Source organism: Pedobacter vanadiisoli, from assembly GCF_042684385.1.
In the GTDB taxonomy this organism is placed as follows: Bacteria; Bacteroidota; Bacteroidia; order Sphingobacteriales; family Sphingobacteriaceae; genus Pedobacter; species Pedobacter vanadiisoli.
This window is the reverse complement of sequence record NZ_JBHULL010000002.1, coordinates 144,484-169,752: the sequence shown is the minus strand read 5'-3', so window position 1 is coordinate 169,752 and position 25,269 is coordinate 144,484. Positions and strand designations below refer to the sequence as shown.

Here is a 25,269-nt window from a genome sequence, read left to right as displayed (position 1 = left end):
AGATGAATACTAAAATAATGGTTTTGATGGTGATCCTGATAGGGATGGCATCATGCAAAAAATATGAAGAAACTCCTTTGCAGGGAATTAAAAGGGATAATGTTTACGATCCGCTTGATAAAAATGGCGATTTTGCCAGACAAGTGCTTTCAGATTTATATACTTCATTACCTGATGGTTTTAATAGGGTAAGGGCAGATGGAGACAATACGGTAGGCGATTTCCTTGATGCCGGAAGTGACGATGCGGTTCCATCGGCACAAAATAAGGTGGTAGAAAATTACAAAAACGGAAGATTAAATTCGACCAATAACCCGGATGATAACTGGGCAGCCGCATACCGGGCAATTCGTGCTGCCAATGATTTCCTGGCCAATGTAGGTGTGGTTCCTGTTGATGCCACTGCGCCTAATACAATTCAGTACTGGAAAGCTGAAGCACGGTTTATCAGGGCGATGAATTATTTTGAGATGATCAAAAGGTATGGAGGCGTGCCATTAATAGGCGATAAGGTATTAACACCTGATGATAATTTGCAAATTCCAAGGAATACTTTCGAGCAATGTATCAACTACCTGGTAAGCGAATGCGATGCCATTAAAGGTTTATTGCGTGTTGAACCTGTTGTCGATTCAGACCTGGGCAGAATTACAAGAGGTGCAGCGTATGCCCTAAAAGCAAGAGTATTGCTGTATGCTGCCAGCCCACTTTTTAATGGCGGCGGAACCGCTGGCGATCCGGTAAAGAAAGCTTTAGCAGGATACCCAACATTTGATGCCGGAAGATGGACATTGGCATTGAATGCGGTACAAGATCTCATCAATTTAAATGCATACCAGCTTACCACAACATTTAATGCTGCTTTTATTGGCAGAAAAAATACAGAGGTAATATTGGCAAAACAAAGGGCAAAAACTTTCGATATAGAAACAAACAATGCTCCGATGGGCTTTACCACACCTTTAAGCAATGGTTTAACCAGCCCTACACAGGAACTGGTAGATGCTTTTCCGATGTTGAATGGATTAAGTATCACAGATCCTGCTTCTGGTTATGTGGCAAGCAACCCTTATGCAGGTAGAGATAAAAGATTAGACAATACCGTTTTCTATAATGGCATAAAATGGCTGAGCCGCAATGTAGAAACATTTGAGGGGGGCAAAGATAAGCCAGGTGGTGTAGCGGTACAAACCAGAACCGGGTACTACTTAAAAAAATACATGGCCGATTTTTCTAATGCAACAGCCTATGGCACTCAAGATCATAACTATATTATTTTCCGCTATGGAGGAGTATTGCTTGATTATGCAGAATGTTTAAATGAAGTGGGAAGAACTGCCGATGCTTATGCTCCTTTAAGGGCCCTCCGTTTAAGGGCAGGTATTACTGCTGGCACCGGTGCAAATGCCTATGGTGTTAAAGATGGGATGTCTCAGGCTGATATGCGCGCTTTCATTCAAAATGAAAGAAGGATTGAAATGGCTTTTGAAGAACAACGTTTCTGGGATATCAGGCGCTGGAAAATAGCAGGCCAGGTTTTAAACGGGTCGCTTCATGGTACTATAATTACCAAGTCAACCACAGGTGCCTTAACCTATTCAACATCAACAGTAAGCAATACAACATTTAATCAGCGGTTTTACCTTATGCCTATTCCTTATTCAGAAGTGATCAGGAATAGAAGCCTGATACAGAATGAAGGTTGGTAACGATTAAAAATAAGTTAGAAATGAAAGTATTTATGAGAAAATATATATTCCTTTTAGCCTTCACCGTTTTGTCGAAATTACTCTTTGCACAAAATGTTAATGTACAGGGCCAGGTTAATGACAAAGATGGGGGCATTCCGGGGGCAACTATTATTGAGAAAGATGTTCCTGGTAATGGGGCATCTACCGGTATTGATGGTAAATTTCGGATTACCTTGAGAGGTAAAAGTCACGTTTTGGTGATTAAAGCCATTGGTTACTTATCCAAAGAAGTTACAGTTGGCCAGTCGACCACCATCAATGTAAGCTTAGAAGCTGATGTTAAGGGCTTGGAAGAAGTGGTGGTTGTAGGTTATGGTACCACTAAAAAAGCTACCTTAACTGGTGCATTAAGCTCAGTATCAGGTCAGGAAATCAGAAGAAACCCTTCGGCCAGTTTACAGAACACTTTGGCTGGTAGATTGCCTGGTTTTAGCTCGCAGCAAACCAGTGGCCAGCCCGGATCTGATGGTGCAACATTTTTTATCCGCGGAATAGGTTCCTATACCGGATCTAACCAACCCCTTATTATCGTAGATGATATTGAGTTTACCTATGCACAATTTGCCCGTTTAGATGCGAATGAGATTGAAAGCTTAAGTATCCTTAAAGATGCATCTACAACTGCCGTATATGGTATAAAAGGTGCTAACGGGGTAGTTTTGGTTACCACCAGACGAGGTGCTGTGGGTCCTCCGAGTATTACTTTCCGTAGCGAATATGCCCTCTCGCAACCGACAAGATTACCCAAATTTCTTGATGCTTACGAATCGGCCAAGCTCGTAAACCAGGCTAGAATAAATGATGGGTTACCTATTCTATACACTGATGCCGATCTGGAACATTGGAGAACTGGCGATGACCCTTACGGGCACCCAAATGTAAATTGGAAAGATGTTTTATTCCGTAAGTTTAGCTACCAATGGCGTAACAACTTTGACATTAGTGGTGGTAACGATATTGTGAAATATTTTGCTTCAGTGGGCATGATTAATCAGAATGGTCTCTTAAATGATTTTAGTTCGGGTGAAGATGTAAACAATAACTTTTACTACAAAAGATACAATTACCGTTCTAATATTGATATCAAAGCCACAAAAACCTTAAATGTTAAACTTGATTTATTTGGAAACATTGGAGAGAGAAATAGTCCGGTAATTCCAAACATTAACGGAATCCAGAATATATTTTATTTCTATAACAGTTACCTAACACTGGCACCTTTTGCTTATCCTATTTACAATCCTGATGGAAGTTATGGTTACAGTTATGCGCAACCGGGTCGTTACTCTTCACCAAATATTGTACAGGCATTAACGCTTGGCGGGTACAGCAGAGATTTCGAAAACAATATGAATATTAATGCGGCTGCCACGCAAAAGCTCGATTTTATTACTAAGGGACTTTCTCTGAGGGGAGCAATTGCTTATGGCAGTACTTACTCTTACTCTAGAGGGTTATCAAGAGGAACTTATCCTGCTTTTATTTACAATCCAGCCGATGGAAGTTATACCCCTAAAGATCCAAATGTATTTAGGGTAGGTTTTTATTCATTAAACTATAGCCCAGGTTCTACTACACGTACCATTAATCCGCAGGCTTCGTTAAACTACGATCGTACTTTTGGTTCGCATCACCTGTCAGGTTTGGTATTATATAACAACAGAACTTATTTTGGATATAATGATGCTAATAACTCAAGCCGGGTACTAAATTTTATACCGGTTCCAACCAGTGGTTTTTCTGGTCGGGCAGGGTACGACTATAAAGGGAAATACCTGGCCGAATTTAACGTAGGTTACAATAAAACAGAAGTTTTTGCCTCTGGTAAAAAATATGGCTTTTTCCCTGCCGGATCAATTGGATATAACATTTCAGAAGAAGAATTCTTTAAAGAAAACATTAAGTTTATTGACCGTTTAAAATTCAGGGCATCTTATGGCCTTGTTGGGACAGACGATATCGGTAACTATGCCTACGCTTATTTACAAACTTATAACAATAGTGGCAGCGTATCATTCGGAACATCTCATAATGCTTATACTGCCATATTTGAAGGCCGCCTGGCCAATGCTGATGTAACCTGGGAAAAGGTGAAGAAACTCAATATTGGTATGGATTTAAGTATGTTTAAAGGTCATATTACATCCACACTTGATGTATTTAATGATGATCGGTACGATATCTTAACCAACAGGGGAACTGTTTCTTATGTATTCGGTCAGGCATTACCACCAGTTAACCTTGGGAAAACGAATAATAGGGGCTTTGAGCTGGAGCTTGCCTATAACGATAAAATCGGTAAAGATTTTAATTATCGTGTTGGCGGTAACATATCTGTAGCTAAAAATAAAATTGTTTTCCAGGATGAAGCTTTGCCGCTTTTCCCTTACCAACGGTATACCGGTAATCCGATTAATACGCCAAAACAGTTTAAATTTTTAGGTTTTTACCAGGATGCTGCCGATGTGGCAAATAGTGCCAAGCCACTTACAGGTGCAAAACCCGGCGACCTTAAATATGCCGATTTAAATGGCGATGGTGTGATTACTGATGCAGATCAATCTTATTTTGGTTACTCCAATACACCTAATACCATTGTGGGTTTTAATTTAAGTGCAAATTATAAAACGTTAAGCTTAAATGTGTTGTTCCAGGGTGCATTGAATTTTAATGTGGCAGGCGTTAGGGAGTCTATCCAGGCTTTTGGATCAAACTTTCAGGCTATACACCAACAAAGCTGGACTCCGGAACTTGGTCAGAATGCTAAATATCCTATATTATCAACCTCGCCAAATTCGATTTCCATTCCTACCGCACCATCCGATTTTTGGAATGTTAGGGGAGATTATTTGCGGTTAAAATCCATAGAACTTAGCTATGGACTTCCACAGAACTGGGTAAATAAAGTGCATTTAAAAGGAGCAAGAGTATACGTAAACGGTACCAATTTAATTACGTGGACCAAACTTGGCTCGTTGTACGAATACGATCCTGAAATATCAAGTTACAATACAAACACCAACTATCCGCCACAAAGGCTTTATAATATGGGTTTATCGGTAACATTTTAAGTTTAAAGTTATGAAAAGATATATTTTAATTGTTTTAATTCTAGTGGGGTTAATGTCCTGCAAAAAAGCAACCAGTTACCTCGATCAGCAAAATGTCGGACAGGACGCAACGGTAGTGTTTAGCGATAGTGTAAGAACATTGGGCTTTTTAAATGGGATTTATCAGGGGCGTGGTTTTTCATTTAATAAAGGCCGTTGGGATAGTCATGGAAACCTGGAAGAAGCTACTGATGATGCAGAGTATCGCTATAGCGGATCTGGGCAGTATGCCGTAATTCTATATTCAGGTAATGTAAACCCATTAAATGTGGTAAAAGGTACAACCACCGATTTTTATGTTCAGCCCTATTTACAGATCCGGGCGGTAAACCTGTTTTTGTCGAAATTGCCAACAACACCACTGGCGCCAGTAACACAAAAGCGCGTTGCTGCCGAAGCCAGGTTTTTACGTGCCTGGTATTACCATTATTTAGTAAAGTCTTTTGGGGGTATAGCACTTCTTGGCGATAAGTTATTTGATAAAGATGATATCATCGATATCCCAAGGAATAATTTTGAAGACTGTATCAATTATATCGTAAGCGAGTGCGATGCCGCTGCGGCAAACCTTCCTTTAGATCAGCTTGATCAGGACTACGGAAGAATTACCAAAGGGATGTGCCTTGCATTAAAATCGAGGGTATTGCTTACTGCTGCAAGTCCGCTGTTTAATGGAGGTGGTATTGTAAAAACGGGTGCAATTGCGAGTATAATTGCTTATCCTACTTATGATGCTAACCGTTGGGCAAAAGCTGCGCAAGCCGCTAAAGATGTAATTGATATGAATAAATATGACCTCGTACTAGACAATACCACCGCTCCGGGTTATGGCTTTTATAAAGCCTTCATTAGCAGGGCAAACAGCGAGTTGATATTTACTTATACACAAGCACCAAACAAAGATTTTGAAGGTCATTTTCTTCCGCCTTCCAGGAACGGGGGGTATTATTCAACACCAACTCAAAACCTGGTCGATCAGTTCGATATGCGTAACGGCAAGCAGATTACAGATCCAACTTCAGGGTATAATGCGGCTAATCCATATGTTAACCGCGATCCAAGGTTTGGTTACACCGTAATCTACAATGGTTCTTCATATGCAAATAATAGCGGGGCTCAGACACCGGTTTTTACCTACGTAAATGCACCTAGCGATGGTACAGGCATTGGAACAACCTCTGGTTACTATGGCCGTAAAATGTGCGATGTAAACGTATCATGGGGTGGAAGTGCAACTGCTGATAGGGGATATCCCTTAATTAGGTACGCAGAAATATTGTTAAATTATGCTGAAGCATTGAACGAATTGGGACAAGTGAATGATGCACTTACCTATATTTTCAAGATCAGGGAACGTGCAGGTATACTGCCTGGTACCGATGCCAGGTTTGGTATAAAAGCAGGAATTAGTCAGGCTGAACTTAGAGACGTAATTATTAAAGAACGCCGTACCGAAATGGCTTTTGAAGATATGCGTTTTTACGATGAAAGAAGATGGAAAATTGCTGAAGTAACAGAAAATGCCTTCAATAAAGTAATGATGATTACACCTAAAACTGGTACAACGTCTACTTCTACTGATGGTAACTCGTATAATTATCAGATTACGAATTCCATTAGGAGACATAATTTTCGTCCGGCAAATTACCTGTTGCCAATTCCACAGAGTGAAATTTTAAAACTCCCATCGTTTTTGCAAAACCCTGGTTATTAATCCAGGTTATCGTTTTAATTTATTCTTACAGCTCCTCTTTTGCCACATGGCAAGGGAGGAGCTTTTTTATTATTTATAACAATAGGAAATGCCAGGCTCGTAAATTCCCTATTGCTCAAAGTAAATCGCGTTTATATTTTAACTGTAGTATCAAAAAGAATATGGAGGCCTTATCGTATATGTCGGGCCTGCTCACCATTGGTAACTGCTGTTATGGCTATCGTTAAATTATAAGTTTGGCTATTAAGAAATGGTGCAATTTTTCACTTTGTTTAACTCCAAAATGTATCGTTTTAATCTTGATTTATAAATGTGTAATTAACGGTTATAAAATTGAATTTTAAACCTAAAAATCCCAAAACAGTCGAAAAACAGCGAAAAATAACAATTTGACCCCTTTTAATTACAGGATTACCCCTCACTAGCAGCGTGTTTTTTATGGTTAATTTGCTAAAACCGTGATAAGGGAAAGCCGATTTAAAATTATTGGAAGATTAACTACCTGCGATAATTGTAACGATTAAAAAAAGCTGCACCCGGTTTTTTCGGAAGCCGAAACCAAACCAAAACTAATTAATCATGAAAACAAAAAAACAAAGCAAACCAATATTCCCCGATTATTGATTTTTCCGTGCAACAGCGCTGTTATTTCTGAATCTCCCTTACTTATAGCTAACCATTAATCTCACCAACTAAAATGTATGAAGAAAGTTAAATCTACTCCAAAATCCATTTTACAGCTCAGTTAAAATAATAATGTACTGATGCGCTTGTAAAAGCAATCCATTGAATTACGAATTGACGTGGAACTTGTGGGCTTAAGCTCAGGTTTCAAATCATAACTGACGAAAAATATTTTCGATCGGACGAATCGCTTTTTGCCTTTGCAATTTCAGGGTGATGGCAATCCGGTTAAAAATAACTAACCAATTAAACCATTTTATGAAGAAAAAAATACGAAATAAAATACCTATATATCTTATGGAGAAAGAGAATGCCTTCAGATCAATTCTGAAATTTTTAATCTGTCTGGTAACTACTGTTTCTTGCTTAACAGCGGCGGCGCAAACCGAAGTAACTGTAACAGGTATAGTTAAAGATGAATCTGGTGGCATACCAGGAGTAAACGTTAAGGTATCTGGAACACTAAAAGGAATTTCTACAGACGGCGAAGGTAAGTATAGCATTAAAATGGCCAGGTCGGGCAAATTGCTTTTTACAGGAGTTAGCTATAAGCCTAAAACAATTATAGTAGCAGATTATTTGCCGAACAAAGATGGAGTTTACATCATTAATGTAACCTTGGTGAGCGACATTGGCGCTTTGGATGAAGTAGCAGTAGTTGGCTTTGGTACCCAGAAGAAAGCCAGTATGGTTAGTTCTATTACAACAATTAGCCCAAAAGAATTAAAGGGCCCTACCAGCAACTTAACTACTATGATGCAAGGTCGTGTGGCAGGTATGATCGCATATCAACGTAGCGGAGAACCTGGCGCCGATAATGCACAGTTTTTCATCCGTGGCTTAGGTACTTTTGGGGCAGGTAAACAAGATCCATTAATTTTAATTGATGGAATTGAATCTACGCAAAACGATATGGCCCGTTTGCAGGCAGATGATATTGCATCATTCAGTGTGTTAAAAGATGCCACAGCATCAGCAGTATATGGTGCGCGTGGTGCAAATGGGGTAGTATTAATTACAACAAAGTCTGGAGAAGCCGGAAATACCAATTTTACTGTAAGGTCAGAGACGGCAGTTTCATCTAATACCAAAAACTTTCAGTTTGCTGATAATATTACTTACATGAAATTAGCAAATGAGGCGGCACTTACTAGAAACCCTCAGGCCGCTCTACCGTATCTCCAAACTAAAATAGACGGAACCGCCAGAGGCGATAACCCACTATTGTATCCAAGCAATAATTGGATCAATCAGTTAATTAAGGATTACACGATAAATACGCGCAATAACATTAGTTTACAAGGTGGGGGTGAAAAGGCCAAATTTTATGTTGCGGGCACATATAATATCGATAACGGGGTACTAAAAGTGGAAGGGTTGAATAATTTTAACAATAACGTGAAGTTAAAAAACTATTCGGTTCGTTCTAATGTAGATCTTGATTTAACCAAAACTACCAAAGCAGCAATCAGGGTTTATGGGCAATTTGATGATTATTCAGGACCACTGTTAGGAGCTAACGGCCAAAATGGAGGAGAAAGAATTTTCAATCAAACCATTTGGTCCAATCCTGTCCTCTTTCCGGCAGTTTACCCGGCAAGTCTATCTCCATTTGCTACACATGCACTGTTTGGTAACGCCATTACTCCAAACAACGGACTATACGTAAATCCTTATGCCGAAATGGTAAAGGGGTACTCTGAATACAATGCATCAACATTACAGACCCAGATTGAATTAAAACAAGATTTAAAGGCATTTACCCAAGGTTTAAACGCCCGCTTAATGACTTATGCAAGAAGGTATTCTTATTTCGATGTATCCCGAAGCTACAATCCCTTTTATTATTCCGCCAGTGAACAACCAAACGGAACAGTTGGTTTACAGGTTTTAAACCCTGGAGGACAGGGTTCTATAGGAGCAACAGGTACGGAGTATTTGGGCTATTCGGAAGGGAGAAAAGTTTTAAACTCAACTTTTTATGCAGAACTGGCTTTAAATTATGCCAGAACATTTGGGGGTAAACACGCAGTGAGCGGAATGCTCATCACCACCATGCGTAACTATTTGTCGGGTAATGCCGGAAGTTTACAGTTATCGCTGCCTGCCCGTAACCAGGGCCTATCTGGTAGGGCAACGTATGGTTACGACGATAAATATCTGGCTGAGTTCAATTTCGGATATAATGGGTCAGAACGTTTTGCAGATAATAACCGTTTCGGTTTCTTTCCATCATTTGGTTTAGGGTATGTAATCTCTAATGAAAGTTTTTTCAAGCCACTAACTAAGGTAATCAACAATATGAAATTAAGGGCTACTTATGGTTTTGTTGGAAATGATCAGATTGGAAATAATGATGACCGATTTTTCTACATGTCTGAAGTTAACATGAACAATGGTACTTTTGGCGCTACTTTTGGCGAACAATATGGCTATTATAAAGATGGTATATTGGTTAGCAGATATGCTAATCCTTTAATTACCTGGGAAAGATCTGAACAGCTCAATCTTGGAGTAGATTTCAGGTTTTTCAATGCGTTGGATATTAATATTGATGTTTACAGAAATACACGTTCTAATATTTTAACCGCACGTACTTATATTCCTACCACAATGGGTTTACAGGCTGCTGTTAGAGCAAATACCAATAAAGCCCAGAATGAAGGAGTAGATTTTGCAGCAGCTTTTAATAAATCTTTTGGTAACGGATGGTCAGTTCAGATGAGAGGTAATTTTACATATGCCAAAAGCAGAATATTGATTAATGATGAACCATCATATCCAGCTAATGAATATTATAGAACAAGCGTAGGCCTTCCTACAACTCAAAGATTCGGGTATATAGCAGAACGTTTATTTATTGATGATAATGAAGCCAAAAACTCTCCTTTGCAATTTGATGGAACTCCTGGCTTAAACTACGGAGGTGGCGATATCAAATACCGCGATGTAAATGGTGATGGATTAATTAATGACCAGGACCAAGTGCCGATAGGCCTTCCAACCTCACCCGAGATCATTTACGGTTTTGGCGGTACAATAGGCTATAAAAGCTTCGATTTCAGTTTCTTCTTCCAGGGGTCTGCGCGTTCCTCATTCTTTATCAATTCAGAAAATATTGCCCCATTTGTGTTAAACGGAGGCAGTCAGAATGGATTATTATCTGCTATTTCTGATAGCTATTGGTCAGAAGAAAATAGAAATATTTACGCCATGTGGCCGCGTTTGAGCCCCAACTTTGTAAGAAATAACAGCCGGGAAGGCAACAATCTTAACCAAACCTCAACCTGGTGGATGAGAAGTGGTGACTTTTTAAGGTTAAGAAGTGTTGAGATCGCATACAATGCCAATAAAAGGTTAACGCAAAGGATTGGTTTAACAGCACTCCGGTTATACGTAAGTGCAACCAATTTAGGATATATCAGCAGCTTTAAAACCTGGGATCCGGAAATGGGAGGCAGAGGATTGGGATATCCAATTCAGGGTACTTATAATTTAGGAGTTAGAGCCTCATTTTAATTAGAAACACGTGGTTTTAAATGTTAATAAAAATGAAAAATATAATAACAATAAACAAAATAAAAGATTGTGCTAAAAATATAGTGATAACCTTATGTTTTGCAAGTGCGGTATGTACAATGTCTGCGTGTAAAAAATATTTGGATATAGTGCCTGATAATGTAGCAACTATCGACAACGCTTTCACAATGAGGACTGAAGCAGAGAAATACCTGTTTACCTGTTACTCTTTTTTGCCGAAAGATGGCGATCCATTTTATAATGTAGGCTTACTTTCTGGCGACGAACTTTGGGTTCCAACCCAGGAGTGGGATTTCGTATCCTATGCCTGGCGCGGTGCAAGGGGTGGACAAAATGTTGCCAATCCCTATATGAACGCATGGAATGGTAATTATCAAGGCGGAGGGCCAGGCGATAATTATGGCTTATGGAAAGGAATAAGGAATTGTAATATCTTTTTAGAAAATGTAAAAGATGAAAGCAAAGTAAGAGATCTACGCCCTGACGAACGTGCCCGTTGGATTGCTGAGGTTACTTTCTTAAAAGCATACTATCATTATTACCTGTTGCGCATGTATGGGCCAATTCCACTGGTTGATCAGAATATTGATATCAGTGCACCAGAAGAAGAGGTGCGGATTAAACGTAAACCATTTGATGAATGTGTGGCTTATATTTCTGGGTTATTGGATGAATCAGCAATAAACCTCCCATCAATTATTACAGATAGAACTACAGAACTGGGAAGAATTACCCGGCCTATAGCCTTGGCAGTAAAGGCTAAATTATTATTGCTTGCGGCTAGCCCGTTATTTAATGGTAATCAGGATTATACAAGCTTTAAAGACCGTGACGGTGTAAACCTGATTTCAACGGCCTACAGCGCAACGAAATGGAAAAACGCAGCTGATGCGGCCAAAGTAGCTATTGATGCCGCAGAACAGGCTGGTGCTGCCTTATACAAATTCCCAGGATCAACTTTTAAGCTTTCCGATTCAACAAACCTGCAATTAACATTAAGAAGTTCAATTACAGAAAGATGGAACATTGAGCACATTTGGGCAAACCCTAACAGCAGAGCAGATATGTTACAACGGGTAGCTATGCCTAAACTAGCCTCCGGAGGAGCAAGTGGAGACGCAAGAATGCAGCTGGCCGCACCGCTTAAAATTGCAGAAATGTTTTATTCGAGCAATGGAGTTCCTATTAATGAAGATAAAATTTTAAATTTTTCAAATAAATATAGCTTGAGAACGGCTGTTGATAAAGAACGCTTTTATATAAAAGTTGGTTATGAAACAGCACGTGTGAATTTTGATCGCGAACCCCGTTTTTATGCAGCCCTTGGTTTCGATGGCGGTGTTTGGTATAAATACGATAGCCCTTCTAATTCTGATGAAAATACCTGGGTGGTAGAAGGAAAATATACTCAATTGGCAGGTGCTACGCATGTTGGCTTTTACAATGAAACTGGTTATTATATTAAAAAACTGGTAGACTGGAATATGACGAATAGTAGTAACGGGGTTTCTTATCGCGATTACCCTTGGCCGCAGATACGATTGGCAGATTTATATCTCATGTACGCCGAGGCATTGAACGAAAGTCAGGGCCCTGTTAATGATGTTTTTGAATATTTAGACAGAATTCGGAAACGGGCTGGCTTGGCAGGCGTAGTACAATCATGGAATAGCTTTTCCAATAATCCCAGTAAGCCAACAACAAAAGATGGGTTAAGAGAGATTATTCACCAGGAAAGAGGGATCGAACTCGCTTTCGAAGGTAGCCGCTATTGGGATATGAAGAGGTGGAAGAAAGCAGGCGAAGCATTCAATCAGGCTATAACGGGTTGGAGTGTATTCCAGGCCAATACATTAGATTATTACCGGGTAAGAACAATCTACACTCAAAATTTTGTTGCTCCGCGAGATTATTTGGCACCGATTAGAAACTATGATATTACTGTAAATCCCAAACTGGTTCAAAATCCAGGATGGTAATTTGTAAACCAAATAGCATTTTCAAATATGAACAGAATGAAATTAAATTTTGCACTACTGCTATCAACACTGATAATTTTAGTTGCAGGTTGTAAGGTTGATGAACTTGAACCTCTTGAAAAAAACACAGATGTACCAGGTCCCGTTTCTAATGTGAAATGGGTTGCAGGACCAGGAAACGCAACTCTAACTTATGCCGTACCGAACAACAGTAATTTGTTATACGTTAAAGCTGTTTATACGCTTGCTTCAGGGCGTGTTATGGAAGTAAAGGCTTCTTATTATGGAAATACCTTAAAAGTTGAGGGTTTTGGCGATACCGATGAGCACGAGGTAAAACTTTATGCGGTTACCAGAAGTGAAATAGAGTCTGCACCGGTAATTATAAAGGTTAAGCCTCTTGAAAATCCAATTTGGGGAGTATTTAGGAGTATTAAGGCACAGGCAGATTTCGGAGGGTTAAGATTTACGGCAAAAAATGTTGCTAAAGCAGACCTTGCGATAGAAATCTTAACAGAAGATAGTAAAGGTAAACTCGTACCCACTTCAAAAAATATCTATACCTCACTTGTTGACATTGATCAGGCTATTAGAGGGTATGATCCTGTTGAACGCAAATTCGCCATTACCATTAGGGATAGATGGCTAAATTACAGCGATACCTTATATACTAAATTAACACCGCTTTACGAAGCTGTGATTCCGAAATCGGGTTACAAGGCCGTTACACTGCCTGGCGATGTAGCACTTAATACCTCAACTTCAATAGCTGGTATGTGGGATGGGGATACCAATGGCTGGCCTCGGGTTTTAATGACCAGTTCTTCTGTTTTAACTCCCCAGTGGATAACATTTGACATAGGAAAGCTCTCTTCATTAAGCAGGATTGTAATATGGGATTATCCTGAGTATTTAAATGGCCGTACCTATTATTATGGTGGTAATCTATTAGATTTCGAAATTTGGGGAACAGATAATCCGCCATCAGACGGTAGTTTTACCAACTGGACCAAACTAGGCACGTTTAAGTCTGTAAAGCCATCTGGCAGTGCTTACGGGGTAAATACCGCAGAAGATAATTCTATAGGTGCCGCCGGATTAAACTATACTTTTAGTCCGGGCATACCTAAAGTAAGGTACATCCGTATTAAGAGCTTAAAAAATTGGCAGGGAACAACATTTATGGCTATAGGAGAAATTCAGCTTTATGGCGATCCTAGGTAATATGATAATGCTAAATAAAATTAAGATGAAAAAGATTTCTAAAAAAAATAACACCCCGTTATGTCAATTGGTATTAGCACTTTTATTAATGGTAAATATACTGGGCTGTACTAAAAAAGACGATTACAAAAAGTTTATAAAGGGAGGCGAGATATCTTACACAGGAAAATTAGATTCTGTTAAAATCAATTCTGGTAAATATCGTGTACTGGTAAATGGTTTATTTATTGCCGATCCTAAAGTAAAAAAGTGTGTAGTGTATTGGAATAATAAAGCCGATTCGGTAGTTATTCCGGTAACAAGAACACCAAATGTAGATACGCTTAAGTTTTTTATCAACAACATGAAAGAAGGGGTTCAGAACTTCACCATATACACTTACGATGGTGCAGGTAATAAATCCATACCGGTGTATAAAACAGGAAGGGTATACGGCGACCGGTATCAGGTAACCTTATCCAATAGAGCAATAAATTCGGCATTTACAAATGAAAATGGTGTAACAGCACTTGAATTTGGAGGAATGGATAGGGTGAGCGGAGTATTTGCAACAGAAGTGATTTATACAGACAATGCTAATGTCGATAAAACGGTAAGGGTACCTATTAATACGAATAATTTGATCTTGGCAAATTTTAAAGAAAAAGGAACAATTAAATACCGTACCTTATTCTTACCAGACTCTTTAAGCGTAGATACATTTTATACCGAGTATGCCAATTTATACGTTCCTAAGTTTATTAAAGCAGATGTAACTTCAACTTATTTGAAAAATGTCGGACCCAATGTAAGTTATTCATCTATCAATAGCAGTAACAGGTGGGGTATTTTAAGTGATTGGGTTACAAGTGCCTCTGTAAAAAATGCAAGTGGTTTTGGTGGTTACGAAAAGAAAAGTAATGTAGGTTACATATCCCTTGAAGCAGGGTGGGGGCTTGCCAATGTTACTGATGGTAAAATATATCAAACCATTAACCTCCCTGCAGGCAATTATCGGTTCGAAATTGTAATGACTGATTTTAATGCCGGCGGATCGAGATACCTTTCTGTTGCCGAAGGAACTACCTTACCCAATATAGCGAATATTACCAGTTCTAGTATTGCTTTTTCTAATCTGGAGAGTAAGGTGCTTAATTTTGAACTTACTCAGGCCAAACAGGTGTCTTTAGGTTTTGCCGCATCATTAACAGGTACAGGTAGTACAGGCCAGTATGCGAAAATAACTTCCGTTAAATTATATAAGATCAATTATCTATAATATAGTACCACATTAGCAATCTTAAAAAATAAGTTTTTAAGATTGCTAATGTAAATTTTTGAAGTAACCCACAGTTACTTTGTTTATATTGTCGCAATCAAGCATTTTTTCAGCATACCCCTTATAATTTATGCAAAAGCAAATTCAAGCCTGCTTCATTTTATTATTAGCGATAACCATACAGTCTTGTGCGGTAAAGAAAATGTACAACATTGCCAATCAATATGCATCCGAAGGTTATAAACTGGTTTGGCATGATGAATTTGAAAAGGATGGAATACCCAATCCGGCAAACTGGACCTACGAAAAAGGTTTTGTGCGGAATGAAGAGCTACAGTGGTACCAGGCCGAAAATGCTTTTTGTAAAGATGGGAAACTGATCATCGAAGCGCGCAAAGAACAGAAACCTAATCCATTATATGTTGCAGGTAGTAATGATTGGCGTAAAAAGCCTCAAAACATAGCATATACTTCGGCCTGTATCATCACTAAAGATCTGCAAAGCTGGCAATACGGCCGTTTCGAAATGAGTGCCAGGATCGATATTTCAGCTGGTTTGTGGCCGGCATTCTGGACTTTAGGCCTTAATGGCCGCTGGCCTGCCAATGGCGAAATTGATATTATGGAATACTATCGGGGCAAATTACTGGCTAATATTGCCAGTATGGGCAAAAATGGTAAACCCAAATGGTTTAGCAATACCAAATCAACTGACTCCCTTGGGGGTAAAAAATGGGCCTCCCAATTTCATACCTGGCGAATGGACTGGGACGAAGAAGCCATCAGTCTTTTTGTTGATGATGTTCTGTTGAATAAAACTTTACTGAGTCAGCTGGAGAATGAAGACGGAACAACATTCCATCCCTTTAAACAAAAGCATTATATCTTGTTCGATTTAGCTTTAGGTGGCATGAATGGTGGTGACCTGAAAGATACCCGCTTCCCGAACCGGATGGAAGTAGAATATGTGCGGGTTTATCAGAAATAAATATAAAAGATAAGACCTCACAGTTTTTTAACACCTGCGAGGCCTAAATAAGCTTTAATTCTGAACCTTAATCTCGGTTCTTCTGTTTAATATTCTGCCTTCTTCGCTGTTATTGCTGCTAATAGGGTTTTTCTCTCCATGGCCAACAACAGTAAAATTGCTGCCATTTAAACCGGCATTTACGAAATAAGATTTTACCGCATTGGCACGGTCAACAGATAGTTGCATGTTGTGCTCTGGCGTTCCCTCTGCCGATGAATAACCATTAAGCACAAACTTGGTCTCAGGCGATTTTTTCATTTCGTTAACAGCTTTATCCAAAATCGGGAACGATGCGGTTTTCAATACAAACGAGTTAAACTCAAACTGGATATTGTCGAGGTTAAAATCGGGTTTTTCAACAGGTGCTGGTTTTTCTGGTTCTTTTTCAGGAGCCGGTGCTGGTTTTTTCTCTTCAACCGGAGCCGGTTTTTCAACAGGTGCCGGGGCAGGTTTAGCTACCAGTTTTTTTGTTTTACAAGAGTAGAGGCTTAGGGTAAATGATGCAATGAGCGCTGAAAACAAAAGTTTCTTGGTAATGTTCATGTTCTTGGATTAATTTAAGTTTATTATGTGTTTTGTCTCAAACATACTAATAAAATGATTATAGCTATAACGACGATTTTTAAAAGAAGTTATATTACAGGGCATAAATGCATAAAACCAGCTAATTTCTAGCTGGTTTTATATCTTTAAATTGGGGATTAAATTTAAGAAAGCCTGCGAGTTTGCCGTGTATTTCTTTTTGTCGAGTTTAAAATAAAATGCTCCTTTTTTCGAGCCCGTCTTATCTTTTTCAGCGAGCTTAATCAGTAAACCGGTTGAGCTAATTTTGCGACTGAAATTGCGCGTATCAATTTTAGTATCGTTCACTTCTTCAAAAAGGATATGTAGCTGCGGTATAGTGAATTTTTTTGGCAGCATTTCGAACAAGATAGGATGGAGGGCTGCCTTGTATCTTAATTTTTTCCGGGCATCGGCCACCATTTGGTTATGATCGAAAATCAATTTTGGCCGATCGTTGATCAAAAACCATTCAGCTTCATAATCATCATTTAACTGCGTCTGGTATTTATGGATATCGATAAGGGCAAAATAGCCAACAGAAAATGTTCGCTCAATCGGGTCGCGGCCAGGATCTCCATAAATCTGCATCTGCTCCAGATAAACGCCTTCCAAACCCGTCATTTTTTTGAGTACCCGGTTTGCGGCATCATCCGGACTTTCATCTGCACCCACAAAGCCGCCTATTAAACTCCATTTGTTTATTTCAGGTTCTAAACCCCGTTTAACCAACAAAATTTTAAGGTGCTCACCGTCAAACCCAAATACGATACAATCAACAGCAACAAGGTAATGTGGCTGCCTGGAATATTCAATCATTTTTTATCCGATATTTTAATGGGCTTAATATGTTTAAATTTTCACGGAAATAAAAATTATTATTAATTGTCGTTTTGACAATTAATAATAATTTTATAATTTGCCGACCTAGATAGATAAAGCCAAATGCTTTCTTTTCTAACCAATTTGAAAAATATAAAATGAACCAAACATTCGAACTCGATAGCAATCCACATACCAGGTTAAATGTATTAACTGGCGAATGGGTTTTAGTTTCTCCACACCGTACCAAAAGGCCTTGGCAGGGTAAGGTTGAAGATGTAACGCCAGATAACCGTCCGGAATATGATGCAAAATGTTATTTATGCCCTGGTAATGGCAGGGCAGATGGCGATAGTAATCCTAATTATACCGAAAGCTTTGTCTTTAACAACGATTTTGCTGCGCTGCTGGAAGATACACCAGCTGGCAAAATGAATGAAGATGACTTATTGGTAGCCAATAATCAGAGAGGGCTCTGCAGGGTAATCAGTTTTAGTCCTAAACACAACCTCACACTTCCCGAAATGAGTGTCGAGGCCATCACCGCAGTGGTAAATGTCTGGCAGGATGAATTTAATAACCTCGCTGAAAACAATTGGATCAAATACATCCAGATTTTCGAGAACAAAGGCGAAATAATGGGCTGTAGCAATCCGCATCCCCACGGACAGATCTGGTCGCAGAGCGATATTCCTTTAGAAATTGTCAAGGAAACAGAGCGTCAGAAAACTTACTATGCCATCCACAGAAGAAGTCTGCTCGGCGATTACTTAAAACTGGAGCAAAAGAAAAACGAACGCATTATATTTGAAAATGATCATTTTGCAGTATTGGTGCCTTTTTGGGCAGTTTGGCCATACGAAACCATGATTATCAGTAAGCGACATGTAAATAGCATAAAATTGTTTACAGAAGCGGAAAAGAAATCGTTGGCAGAAGCCATTAAGATACTCACAACCAAATACGATAACCTTTTCGAAACCTCTTTCCCTTACTCAGCAGGTATGCACCAGGCACCTGTAAACAATGGTTATTATCCTGAATGGCATTGGCACATGCATTTTTATCCGCCATTGCTACGCTCGGCATCTGTTAAAAAATTTATGGTAGGTTACGAGATGCTGGCCAACCCTCAGCGCGATATTACTCCTGAATTTGCAGCGAACCGCCTGAAAGAAATGTCTACTATACACTATAAAACCAGCAAGGCTGAAGACTAGATTATTAATTTATAATGAACGCACAACACTTAAAAAGTACCTTTAAAAGACTGTTCAATACCGAACCCATTTTGGTCCGTTCGCCGGGAAGAATCAATATTATTGGCGAACATACCGATTATAATGGTGGTTTTGTAATGCCTGCTGCTATCGATAAAGCCATTTATGTAGCCATATCAAAGAGAGAAGACGATGAAATTCATTTATTTTCGGAGAGTTATCAGCAGTTTGATATTTCGTCGGTAAAAAACTTAAAGAAATCAGAAAATGGCTGGGCAAACTACATTTTAGGTGTGGCCGATCAGTTAAAAGAAAGGGGTTTTCAATTAGGAGGCTTTAATTTTTATATAGACGGTGATGTGCCTTTAGGTGCTGGCCTGTCTTCATCTGCTGCTGTTGAATGTGCTACCGGATTTGCACTCGATCAACTTTTTTCCCTTTCCATTTCTAAAACAGATCTGGCATTAATTGCACAAAAAGCAGAACAGACTTTTGCTGGTGTTAACTGCGGAATCATGGACCAGTTTGCATCTGTATTTGGTAAAAAAGATCAGGCCATTATGCTCGATTGCAGATCGATGAAACATATTTACATTCCTTTAAAGCTCGATGGTTATAAACTTTTGCTTTTAAATACGAATGTAAAACATGCACTTACCGATTCGGCTTACAACAAAAGAAGAGCACAATGTGAGCAGGGGGTGGCTTGGGTAAAAGAACATTATCCCAACGTAAGTACATTACGAGATGTAGACCTAAGTATGTTAGAAGCTTATGTTAAGCCAAAAGATGAAGAAGTATTCGTAAAGTGCAGTTATGTGGTGAAAGAAATCGGACGTTTATTAACCGCTGCAGAACAACTTCAAAATGGTAATCTGCAGGGTTTGGGAAATCTGATGTTCGAAACACACGAAGGTTTAAGCAAAGATTATGAGGTGAGCTGTAAGGAGTTGGATTTTTTGGTCGAAGCTGTTAAACCTTTAGATTACGTATTGGGTGCCAGGATGATGGGCGGGGGATTTGGTGGTTGTACCATTAACATTGTTAAAGAAGAAAAAATTGCCGATTTAATTGAAGAGCTGTCTTCTAAATATTTATTGCAATTTGGCCTTAAGCTTGATTCTTATGTCGTCCAAACCGATAATGGAAGCAGTTTGTTCAATTAAATTTAGGCAACTCAAGCTACAGTAGCCAGGATAAGTCAATGAAAATCAGTTTTTTAGATTCAAAGAATTACATTGTTTTTGCAATTTATTTAACGCGATTTTGGAGGGGTTGTAATTGATTATGAGGTTATTATAATGTATTTCGTCATTGCGAGGCAGGATATGAGCGAGCCGAAGCAATCTATTCTGTAATTTATTTCAAAAAAGATTGCTTCACTCCTAAGCATTCAGTTCGCAATGACGAAATTAAGACCCAAAATACACTATTTATAGTGTAAAAAGCACGATCGTCAAGCTGAATTTATTTTACAGGTAGAAATAGTGTTTTCAGTAGCCATGTAGCTACTTCGTGGTCAGCATCTTTTCCGGCCTTCTGAAGGGGGTAGGAATAACACTTTATTTGTCATACAACCTCTTTTTGTATAAAAAACGCTCCAGGAAGGATTCTGAGCGGATTCAGTAAGATGATACCGGTAGTAATCAATTAGATATAAAAGCTTTTGATTAAGCAGAATTAGCGCTGTAATCGTGGCCTTTTACTTTTAAAAACTTGATTGCTTTTTGGTTTTGCTGTTTTAACAGTATTTTGCTCTTCAGAAACTTTAACCGTAATCACATTGCCTTTAAAGCTCTCCCCATTTAAGGTAGATACTATATTCTTAGCATCTGGCAAACTATATATTTCTAAAAAAGCATAGCCTTTACACCTGCCAGTAGCCCTGTCTCGAACAATTTTAATTGTTTCTACCCTGCCATGAAGGCTAACCAATATTGCCAAATCCATTTCTTGGATATTGTCAGGAAGGCCGCCAATAAAAATCTTAACCATTAATTTAGTAGTTTGAGAGAACACCCGGTTAATTAACTTGGTGCCAGGGTTCTTCTTATTAGACCTGCAAAATAAGCAAAATGATATTCTTACCCAAACTAATTAAATGAAATTTTGCTCCATTTTTATTATAAATTTGTGAGAGCAGATATATATTGATGCTAACAGGCAGAAAATGTACATTCGCTTTTTAATAACTAAATAACAGATCAAAATATGAGCATTCCTAAGTTAATTTCTGTACCCTTTATTGTATTGTTTCTCTTCAGTTCGCAACTTGTACAGTCAAAAATTTTATTGCCGTCGGTATTTAGTGATAATATGGTTTTACAGCAAAAAACCAATGCTGCCATTTGGGGTAAAGCTACAGCAGGTAAAGCGGTTAAGATAACGGTTTCGTGGAATAAAATTAATTACGGGGCCATTGCCGATGCCAGTGGAAACTGGAAAATTAAGGTAGCAACACCAGCTTATGGCGGGCCATATTCCATTACCATTTCAGACGGCGAATTACTGGTGCTGAATAATGTATTAATTGGCGATGTTTGGATTTGCTCGGGTCAGTCTAATATGGAAATGCCTTTAGCAGGGTGGGGGAAAATCCTCAATAGTGAAAAAGAAATCGCAAATGCGAAGTTTCCGGAAATCCGTTTGTTGCAGGCAGAACATGTGACCAGTAATTCCCCGCTTAATGATGCTAAAGTAGCCAATGGCGGATGGCAGGAATGTAACCCTAAATATATTGCTGAATTTTCCTCCACGGCCTATTTTTTTGCACGAGAAGTATATGAAAAAACGAAAATTCCAATCGGCCTGATCCATACCTCCTGGGGAGGAACAATTGCCGAAGCCTGGACAAGTGCCGAAACATTAAAAAAAATGGCCGATTTTTCGGCTGCTGTTGATAAAGTTCAAAAATCAGTCACCAACCCTTCAACAGTTTCTTATGAGGAGAAATTGCAGAATTGGATTAAAATAACAACTGAGAAAGATTCGGGATATCAATCTGGTGAAGCGAAATGGGCTTTGACAGAAACTGCAGGTTGGAAAAGCATGACTTTGCCAACATTGTGGGAAAATGCCGGACTTGCGAATTTTGATGGTATAGTATGGTTTACGAAAAAATTCAATATCCCCGAAAACTGGAAAACAAGCGGTGTTAAACTTAATTTAGGTACGGTTGATGATAATGATATCACCTTTGTAAATGGAGTGAAAGTAGGAGAAACCATCGGGTATAACGTTGGCAGAACATACCAGGTACCTGCAAACCTGCTCAAAGCAGGTGAGAATACCATTACCGTAAGGGTTTTTGACAGTGGCGGGGGCGGTGGTCTATATGGCGACGCCAAAGAGATGAGCTTAATCAATAACACCACCGATAAAATTTCGTTAGCAGGCGATTGGAAATATAAAATAGGTCTGGATTTTAAAAATATTGAGGCTATGCCTTACGAAGAAAATGGCCCTAACAGGCCTACTGTTTTATACAATGCTATGATTCACCCATACCAGCAGTTTTCAATTAAAGGAGCTATATGGTATCAGGGAGAAGCTAATGCCGATAGGGCTTACCAATACCGCGAGTTATTTCCGGCGATGATTAAAGATTGGCGTCAGAAATGGGCACAGGGCGATTTTCCTTTCTATTTTGTGCAATTGGCTAATTTTATGCAGATCGATAATGAGCCAGCAGAATCTGCATGGGCAGAACTTAGGGAGGCACAGCAAAAAACGCTTGCTTTGCCAAATACAGGCATGGCTACCATTATTGATGTTGGCGATGCAAAAGATATCCATCCCAAAAATAAACAGGAGGTAGGTAGAAGATTGGCATTAATTGCACTTGCTAAAACTTATGGTCTGAAAATAAACTATTCTGGCCCTGTTTATCAATCAAGTAAAATTGAAGGAAAACAGATTTTATTAACCTTTGGCAATAGCCAAAATGGATTAAAAGCGGCAGATGGCGGAGCGCTGACGGGTTTTGCCATTGCCGGAGCAGATAAGAAATTTTACTGGGCCAAAGCAAGCATCAAGGGTAATCAGGTTATCGTAAGCAGCGATCAGGTGCCAAATCCTGTTGCCGTTCGTTATGCATGGGGAAATAACCCGGTTTGTAATCTTGTTGGTAACGATGGCCTGCCGGCATCACCGTTCCGGACAGATACCTGGCAAGGGCTTACTTTTGCAAAGAAATAGTTAATCAAAAATTGCACTTTTTGCACCTAAATTGGTGTAATAGAGGTAATATTATTAGCAATATCTTTCTGCGTCATATAATCAATCCTGCATATGGGGGAAGGATGTATAGGAGCCCGGCATGTTTCGTGTGATAAAGATTAACGCTTTTTAACATTGGTTAAAGCTGGTATTAAACTTTACGGCAAGGAATTTGTTGAGGTATTATCAACAAATAAAAGTAAGATTATGAAATTATACAAATCAATTCCCATAATGCTCTTTTCCTTAACCCTTGTTGCTGGTTGTGTAAGCAATAAGAAATATGCAGAACTTCAGGATACTTATGCAAAGTTGAGAGAAAGGAATCAGGAGCTAAGTAATAAATACCAGGATAGTCAACGCGAGCTTAGCGGCAGCATGAGCAGGGTAAAAAGTTTAGAAGAACAGATTGCTTCAGAAAGAGCCAATGTTACCGCATTGCAAGATGCATTAAACAAATGTTTAAACTCCAGCAGCCAGGGAAATGTTAATATTTCAAAACTGGTTGATGAGATTAACAGTTCAAATAAATACATCAAACAACTGGTTAATGCGAAGAACAAAAGCGATTCGCTTAATATGGTGCTAACCAATAACCTAACCCGGTCATTAAGTAGAGAAGAGCTTGGCGATGTTGATGTACAGGTACTTAAAGGCGTGGTGTATATCTCTTTGGCCGATAACATGTTATATAAATCTGGTAGCTACGAAGTTTCGGATAAAGCAGGAGCAACATTAAGTAAAATTGCTAAAATCATTAAAGATTACGATACTTATGATGTACTGATTGAAGGTAATACCGATAATGTGCCCATTAACCAAACTAATATCCGGAACAACTGGGATTTAAGTGCCTTGCGGGCTTCATCGGTAGTTCAGGTGTTGCAGAACAAGTACGCTGTTGATCCTAAGCGGTTAACAGCAGGTGGCCGAGGGGAGTATAATCCAATTGCTGATAATACAACTGTAGCCGGAAAAGCTAAAAACAGGCGTACACAAATTATAATTACTCCTAAGTTAGATCAGTTTATGGATCTTATCGGAAAAGCTCCTGAACAATCCCAAAAGTAAAAACGTAATTACTGCATAAAAAGAGGGTGGAATTAATTTTTCACCCTTTTTTATTGAAGCGTGCTGCTTTCTAAACACATATTCTAATCTTCGAACGTGCCATCGAACACCAAAATAGATGACCTGCAAAGAATTTTATTTGCTTTCAAAAAGATGTTTGAATATTTATTGAAGTGGTGTTTAGATACCGGAATGATTAAGTTGTTATGCGCTAAATTCTTTACAATCAATAATATATGGTTTGTTATTGGTTTGTTTAAGCCTCATTGGTTCTCATCTGATGGGCTTTTTAATAAACTGCATGCACACTTGAGCATTTAGCTGGTTGGCATATGCAGATTATGGTTCAATTCAAATCCCTGATTAATTAGGAAATGCCAATTGGTTTTTTTCGTTGACTTAGATAAGCTGTTATCTGATTCAAGGTAATACATCTTGTAGCCCTTACTGCAGACTTCAAAACTTCAGAACTTACACCTAGTCGGTTAGCCCAGTAATTCCGGTCTGTTTCCTCAGACAATAGGATAATTTCTTCTTTAATGCTCGGGGTTTGATTGAGATTTTCCATAATTGGGATGATTATTTCAGTAATAACACGCACAAGCTCGATTAGCCTTATAAAAATAGATTTTTTTATCTGTAATAACAAGTTGTAAAACAGTTGTTTAAAAATAAAATATAATATTATTCACGATAAAGTAATGTTAAAATGGCTTGTTTTCATGTGTTAATTCGTTTTAGTAATAATAAAAGATAGATATAGCGTTTTATAGTTATTCAAAAAAAATGTTATATGTATTTTTAATTATACATTAATTAACTATAATTGCTTATTATTTATAAAAAACAATACTCTGTAATGGGCGATAAGAGGAAGGGAGAAGTTACTCAGATTGACTTTGAATCTGGACATGGAATCATTATTGACGAAAATGACCAAGATATTCACTTTCAATTAGATAATGTATCTAAATTAATTGGTATAAATTCGAAAGTAATTTTTGAAATAGAATTACACAAAGACGGTTTAGTTGCGGTTAATGTTCAACTGGAAATGGAAGAAATAAAAGTTTAATGCCGCAAACGC

General features: G+C 38.6%; 17 protein-coding genes. 13 read left to right on the top strand and 4 right to left on the bottom strand.

Going from position 1 to position 25,269, the window contains the following annotated elements; translation table 11 throughout:
* The first annotated feature begins 2 nt into the window (after nucleotides 1-2).
* The 8 genes from ACFSR6_RS01050 (at nucleotide 3) to ACFSR6_RS01015 (ending at nucleotide 16,248) form a co-directional block, all read left to right on the top strand.
* Entirely contained in the window at nucleotides 3-1,709 is a 1,707-nt protein-coding gene (locus tag ACFSR6_RS01050) for a RagB/SusD family nutrient uptake outer membrane protein (protein WP_379073868.1), read from the top strand.
* Nucleotides 1,710-1,741: 32 nt separating this feature from the next.
* Nucleotides 1,742-4,822: a SusC/RagA family TonB-linked outer membrane protein gene (locus ACFSR6_RS01045; RefSeq protein WP_379073867.1), complete on the top strand. Its 3,081-nt coding sequence runs from the start codon at nucleotides 1,742-1,744 to the stop codon at nucleotides 4,820-4,822.
* 10 nt (nucleotides 4,823-4,832) lie between these two features.
* Entirely contained in the window at nucleotides 4,833-6,575 is a 1,743-nt protein-coding gene (locus ACFSR6_RS01040) for a RagB/SusD family nutrient uptake outer membrane protein (protein WP_379073865.1), read from the top strand.
* Nucleotides 6,576-7,556: 981 nt separating this feature from the next.
* Nucleotides 7,557-10,778 (top strand): SusC/RagA family TonB-linked outer membrane protein, encoded by a 3,222-nt coding sequence (locus tag ACFSR6_RS01035; protein ID WP_379073863.1) that lies wholly within the window; start codon nucleotides 7,557-7,559, stop codon nucleotides 10,776-10,778.
* 32 nt (nucleotides 10,779-10,810) lie between these two features.
* Complete coding sequence (locus tag ACFSR6_RS01030) at nucleotides 10,811-12,778, top strand: RagB/SusD family nutrient uptake outer membrane protein (RefSeq protein ID WP_379073862.1); 1,968 nt, start codon at nucleotides 10,811-10,813, stop codon at nucleotides 12,776-12,778.
* Nucleotides 12,779-12,814: 36 nt separating this feature from the next.
* Nucleotides 12,815-14,002: a DUF5000 domain-containing lipoprotein gene (locus ACFSR6_RS01025; RefSeq protein ID WP_379073860.1), complete on the top strand. Its 1,188-nt coding sequence runs from the start codon at nucleotides 12,815-12,817 to the stop codon at nucleotides 14,000-14,002.
* A gap of 25 nt (nucleotides 14,003-14,027) precedes the next feature.
* Nucleotides 14,028-15,260 carry a DUF4998 domain-containing protein gene (locus ACFSR6_RS01020; RefSeq protein ID WP_379073859.1) on the top strand — a complete coding sequence of 411 codons (1,233 nt, stop codon included), beginning with the start codon at nucleotides 14,028-14,030 and terminating at the stop codon, nucleotides 15,258-15,260.
* 130 nt (nucleotides 15,261-15,390) lie between these two features.
* Complete coding sequence (locus tag ACFSR6_RS01015) at nucleotides 15,391-16,248, top strand: glycoside hydrolase family 16 protein (protein ID WP_379073857.1); 858 nt, start codon at nucleotides 15,391-15,393, stop codon at nucleotides 16,246-16,248.
* A 54-nt stretch (nucleotides 16,249-16,302) separates the two neighbouring features.
* On the opposite strand, the gene ACFSR6_RS01010 is transcribed toward ACFSR6_RS01015, so the two are convergent.
* Both ACFSR6_RS01010 and ACFSR6_RS01005 read right to left on the bottom strand, forming a co-directional pair.
* Entirely contained in the window at nucleotides 16,303-16,833 is a 531-nt protein-coding gene (locus ACFSR6_RS01010; protein ID WP_379073855.1) for an OmpA family protein, read from the bottom strand.
* A gap of 138 nt (nucleotides 16,834-16,971) precedes the next feature.
* Complete coding sequence (locus tag ACFSR6_RS01005; protein ID WP_379073853.1) at nucleotides 16,972-17,670, bottom strand: NUDIX hydrolase; 699 nt, start codon at nucleotides 17,668-17,670, stop codon at nucleotides 16,972-16,974.
* A 161-nt stretch (nucleotides 17,671-17,831) separates the two neighbouring features.
* On the opposite strand from ACFSR6_RS01005, the gene ACFSR6_RS01000 reads away from it, so the two are divergent.
* Both ACFSR6_RS01000 and ACFSR6_RS00995 read left to right on the top strand, forming a co-directional pair.
* Nucleotides 17,832-18,893 carry a UDP-glucose--hexose-1-phosphate uridylyltransferase gene (locus ACFSR6_RS01000; protein WP_379073851.1) on the top strand — a complete coding sequence of 354 codons (1,062 nt, stop codon included), beginning with the start codon at nucleotides 17,832-17,834 and terminating at the stop codon, nucleotides 18,891-18,893.
* Nucleotides 18,894-18,907: 14 nt separating this feature from the next.
* Nucleotides 18,908-20,059, top strand: coding sequence for a galactokinase (locus ACFSR6_RS00995; RefSeq protein WP_379073849.1), 1,152 nt, complete (start codon nucleotides 18,908-18,910; stop codon nucleotides 20,057-20,059).
* Between the two features lie 514 nt (nucleotides 20,060-20,573).
* Here ACFSR6_RS00995 and ACFSR6_RS00990 read toward each other — a convergent pair.
* A complete protein-coding gene (locus tag ACFSR6_RS00990) occupies nucleotides 20,574-20,888 on the bottom strand; it encodes an RNA recognition motif domain-containing protein (protein ID WP_379073848.1) in 315 nt (104 codons plus the stop codon).
* A 216-nt stretch (nucleotides 20,889-21,104) separates the two neighbouring features.
* Here ACFSR6_RS00990 and ACFSR6_RS00985 point away from each other — a divergent pair, with 216 nt between their 5' ends.
* Nucleotides 21,105-23,090 (top strand): sialate O-acetylesterase, encoded by a 1,986-nt coding sequence (locus ACFSR6_RS00985; RefSeq protein ID WP_379073846.1) that lies wholly within the window; start codon nucleotides 21,105-21,107, stop codon nucleotides 23,088-23,090.
* Nucleotides 23,091-23,318: 228 nt separating this feature from the next.
* Nucleotides 23,319-24,182, top strand: a complete 864-nt coding sequence (locus tag ACFSR6_RS00980) for an OmpA family protein (protein ID WP_379073845.1) — start codon at nucleotides 23,319-23,321, stop codon at nucleotides 24,180-24,182.
* 367 nt (nucleotides 24,183-24,549) lie between these two features.
* Here ACFSR6_RS00980 and ACFSR6_RS00975 read toward each other — a convergent pair whose 3' ends face one another.
* Nucleotides 24,550-24,750: a DUF3606 domain-containing protein gene (locus tag ACFSR6_RS00975; RefSeq protein ID WP_379073843.1), complete on the bottom strand. Its 201-nt coding sequence runs from the start codon at nucleotides 24,748-24,750 to the stop codon at nucleotides 24,550-24,552.
* Nucleotides 24,751-25,041: 291 nt separating this feature from the next.
* On the opposite strand from ACFSR6_RS00975, the gene ACFSR6_RS00970 reads away from it, so the two are divergent.
* Nucleotides 25,042-25,257 carry a hypothetical protein gene (locus ACFSR6_RS00970; RefSeq protein WP_379073841.1) on the top strand — a complete coding sequence of 72 codons (216 nt, stop codon included), beginning with the start codon at nucleotides 25,042-25,044 and terminating at the stop codon, nucleotides 25,255-25,257.
* Nucleotides 25,258-25,269: the final 12 nt, after the last annotated feature.

Coding starts and splice junctions, on each gene's coding strand:
- ACFSR6_RS01005 (WP_379073853.1), bottom strand. CDS start 17,670: ATGATTGAATATTCCAGGCAGCCACATTACCTTGTTGCTGTTGATTGT.
- ACFSR6_RS00975 (WP_379073843.1), bottom strand. CDS start 24,750: ATGGAAAATCTCAATCAAACCCCGAGCATTAAAGAAGAAATTATCCTA.
- ACFSR6_RS01030 (WP_379073862.1), top strand. CDS start 10,811: ATGAAAAATATAATAACAATAAACAAAATAAAAGATTGTGCTAAAAAT.
- ACFSR6_RS00995 (WP_379073849.1), top strand. CDS start 18,908: ATGAACGCACAACACTTAAAAAGTACCTTTAAAAGACTGTTCAATACC.
- ACFSR6_RS01035 (WP_379073863.1), top strand. CDS start 7,557: ATGGAGAAAGAGAATGCCTTCAGATCAATTCTGAAATTTTTAATCTGT.
- ACFSR6_RS01050 (WP_379073868.1), top strand. CDS start 3: ATGAATACTAAAATAATGGTTTTGATGGTGATCCTGATAGGGATGGCA.
- ACFSR6_RS00985 (WP_379073846.1), top strand. CDS start 21,105: ATGAGCATTCCTAAGTTAATTTCTGTACCCTTTATTGTATTGTTTCTC.
- ACFSR6_RS01000 (WP_379073851.1), top strand. CDS start 17,832: ATGAACCAAACATTCGAACTCGATAGCAATCCACATACCAGGTTAAAT.
- ACFSR6_RS01045 (WP_379073867.1), top strand. CDS start 1,742: ATGAGAAAATATATATTCCTTTTAGCCTTCACCGTTTTGTCGAAATTA.
- ACFSR6_RS01040 (WP_379073865.1), top strand. CDS start 4,833: ATGAAAAGATATATTTTAATTGTTTTAATTCTAGTGGGGTTAATGTCC.
- ACFSR6_RS00970 (WP_379073841.1), top strand. CDS start 25,042: ATGGGCGATAAGAGGAAGGGAGAAGTTACTCAGATTGACTTTGAATCT.
- ACFSR6_RS01020 (WP_379073859.1), top strand. CDS start 14,028: ATGAAAAAGATTTCTAAAAAAAATAACACCCCGTTATGTCAATTGGTA.
- ACFSR6_RS01010 (WP_379073855.1), bottom strand. CDS start 16,833: ATGAACATTACCAAGAAACTTTTGTTTTCAGCGCTCATTGCATCATTT.
- ACFSR6_RS01015 (WP_379073857.1), top strand. CDS start 15,391: ATGCAAAAGCAAATTCAAGCCTGCTTCATTTTATTATTAGCGATAACC.
- ACFSR6_RS00980 (WP_379073845.1), top strand. CDS start 23,319: ATGAAATTATACAAATCAATTCCCATAATGCTCTTTTCCTTAACCCTT.
- ACFSR6_RS00990 (WP_379073848.1), bottom strand. CDS start 20,888: ATGGTTAAGATTTTTATTGGCGGCCTTCCTGACAATATCCAAGAAATG.
- ACFSR6_RS01025 (WP_379073860.1), top strand. CDS start 12,815: ATGAAATTAAATTTTGCACTACTGCTATCAACACTGATAATTTTAGTT.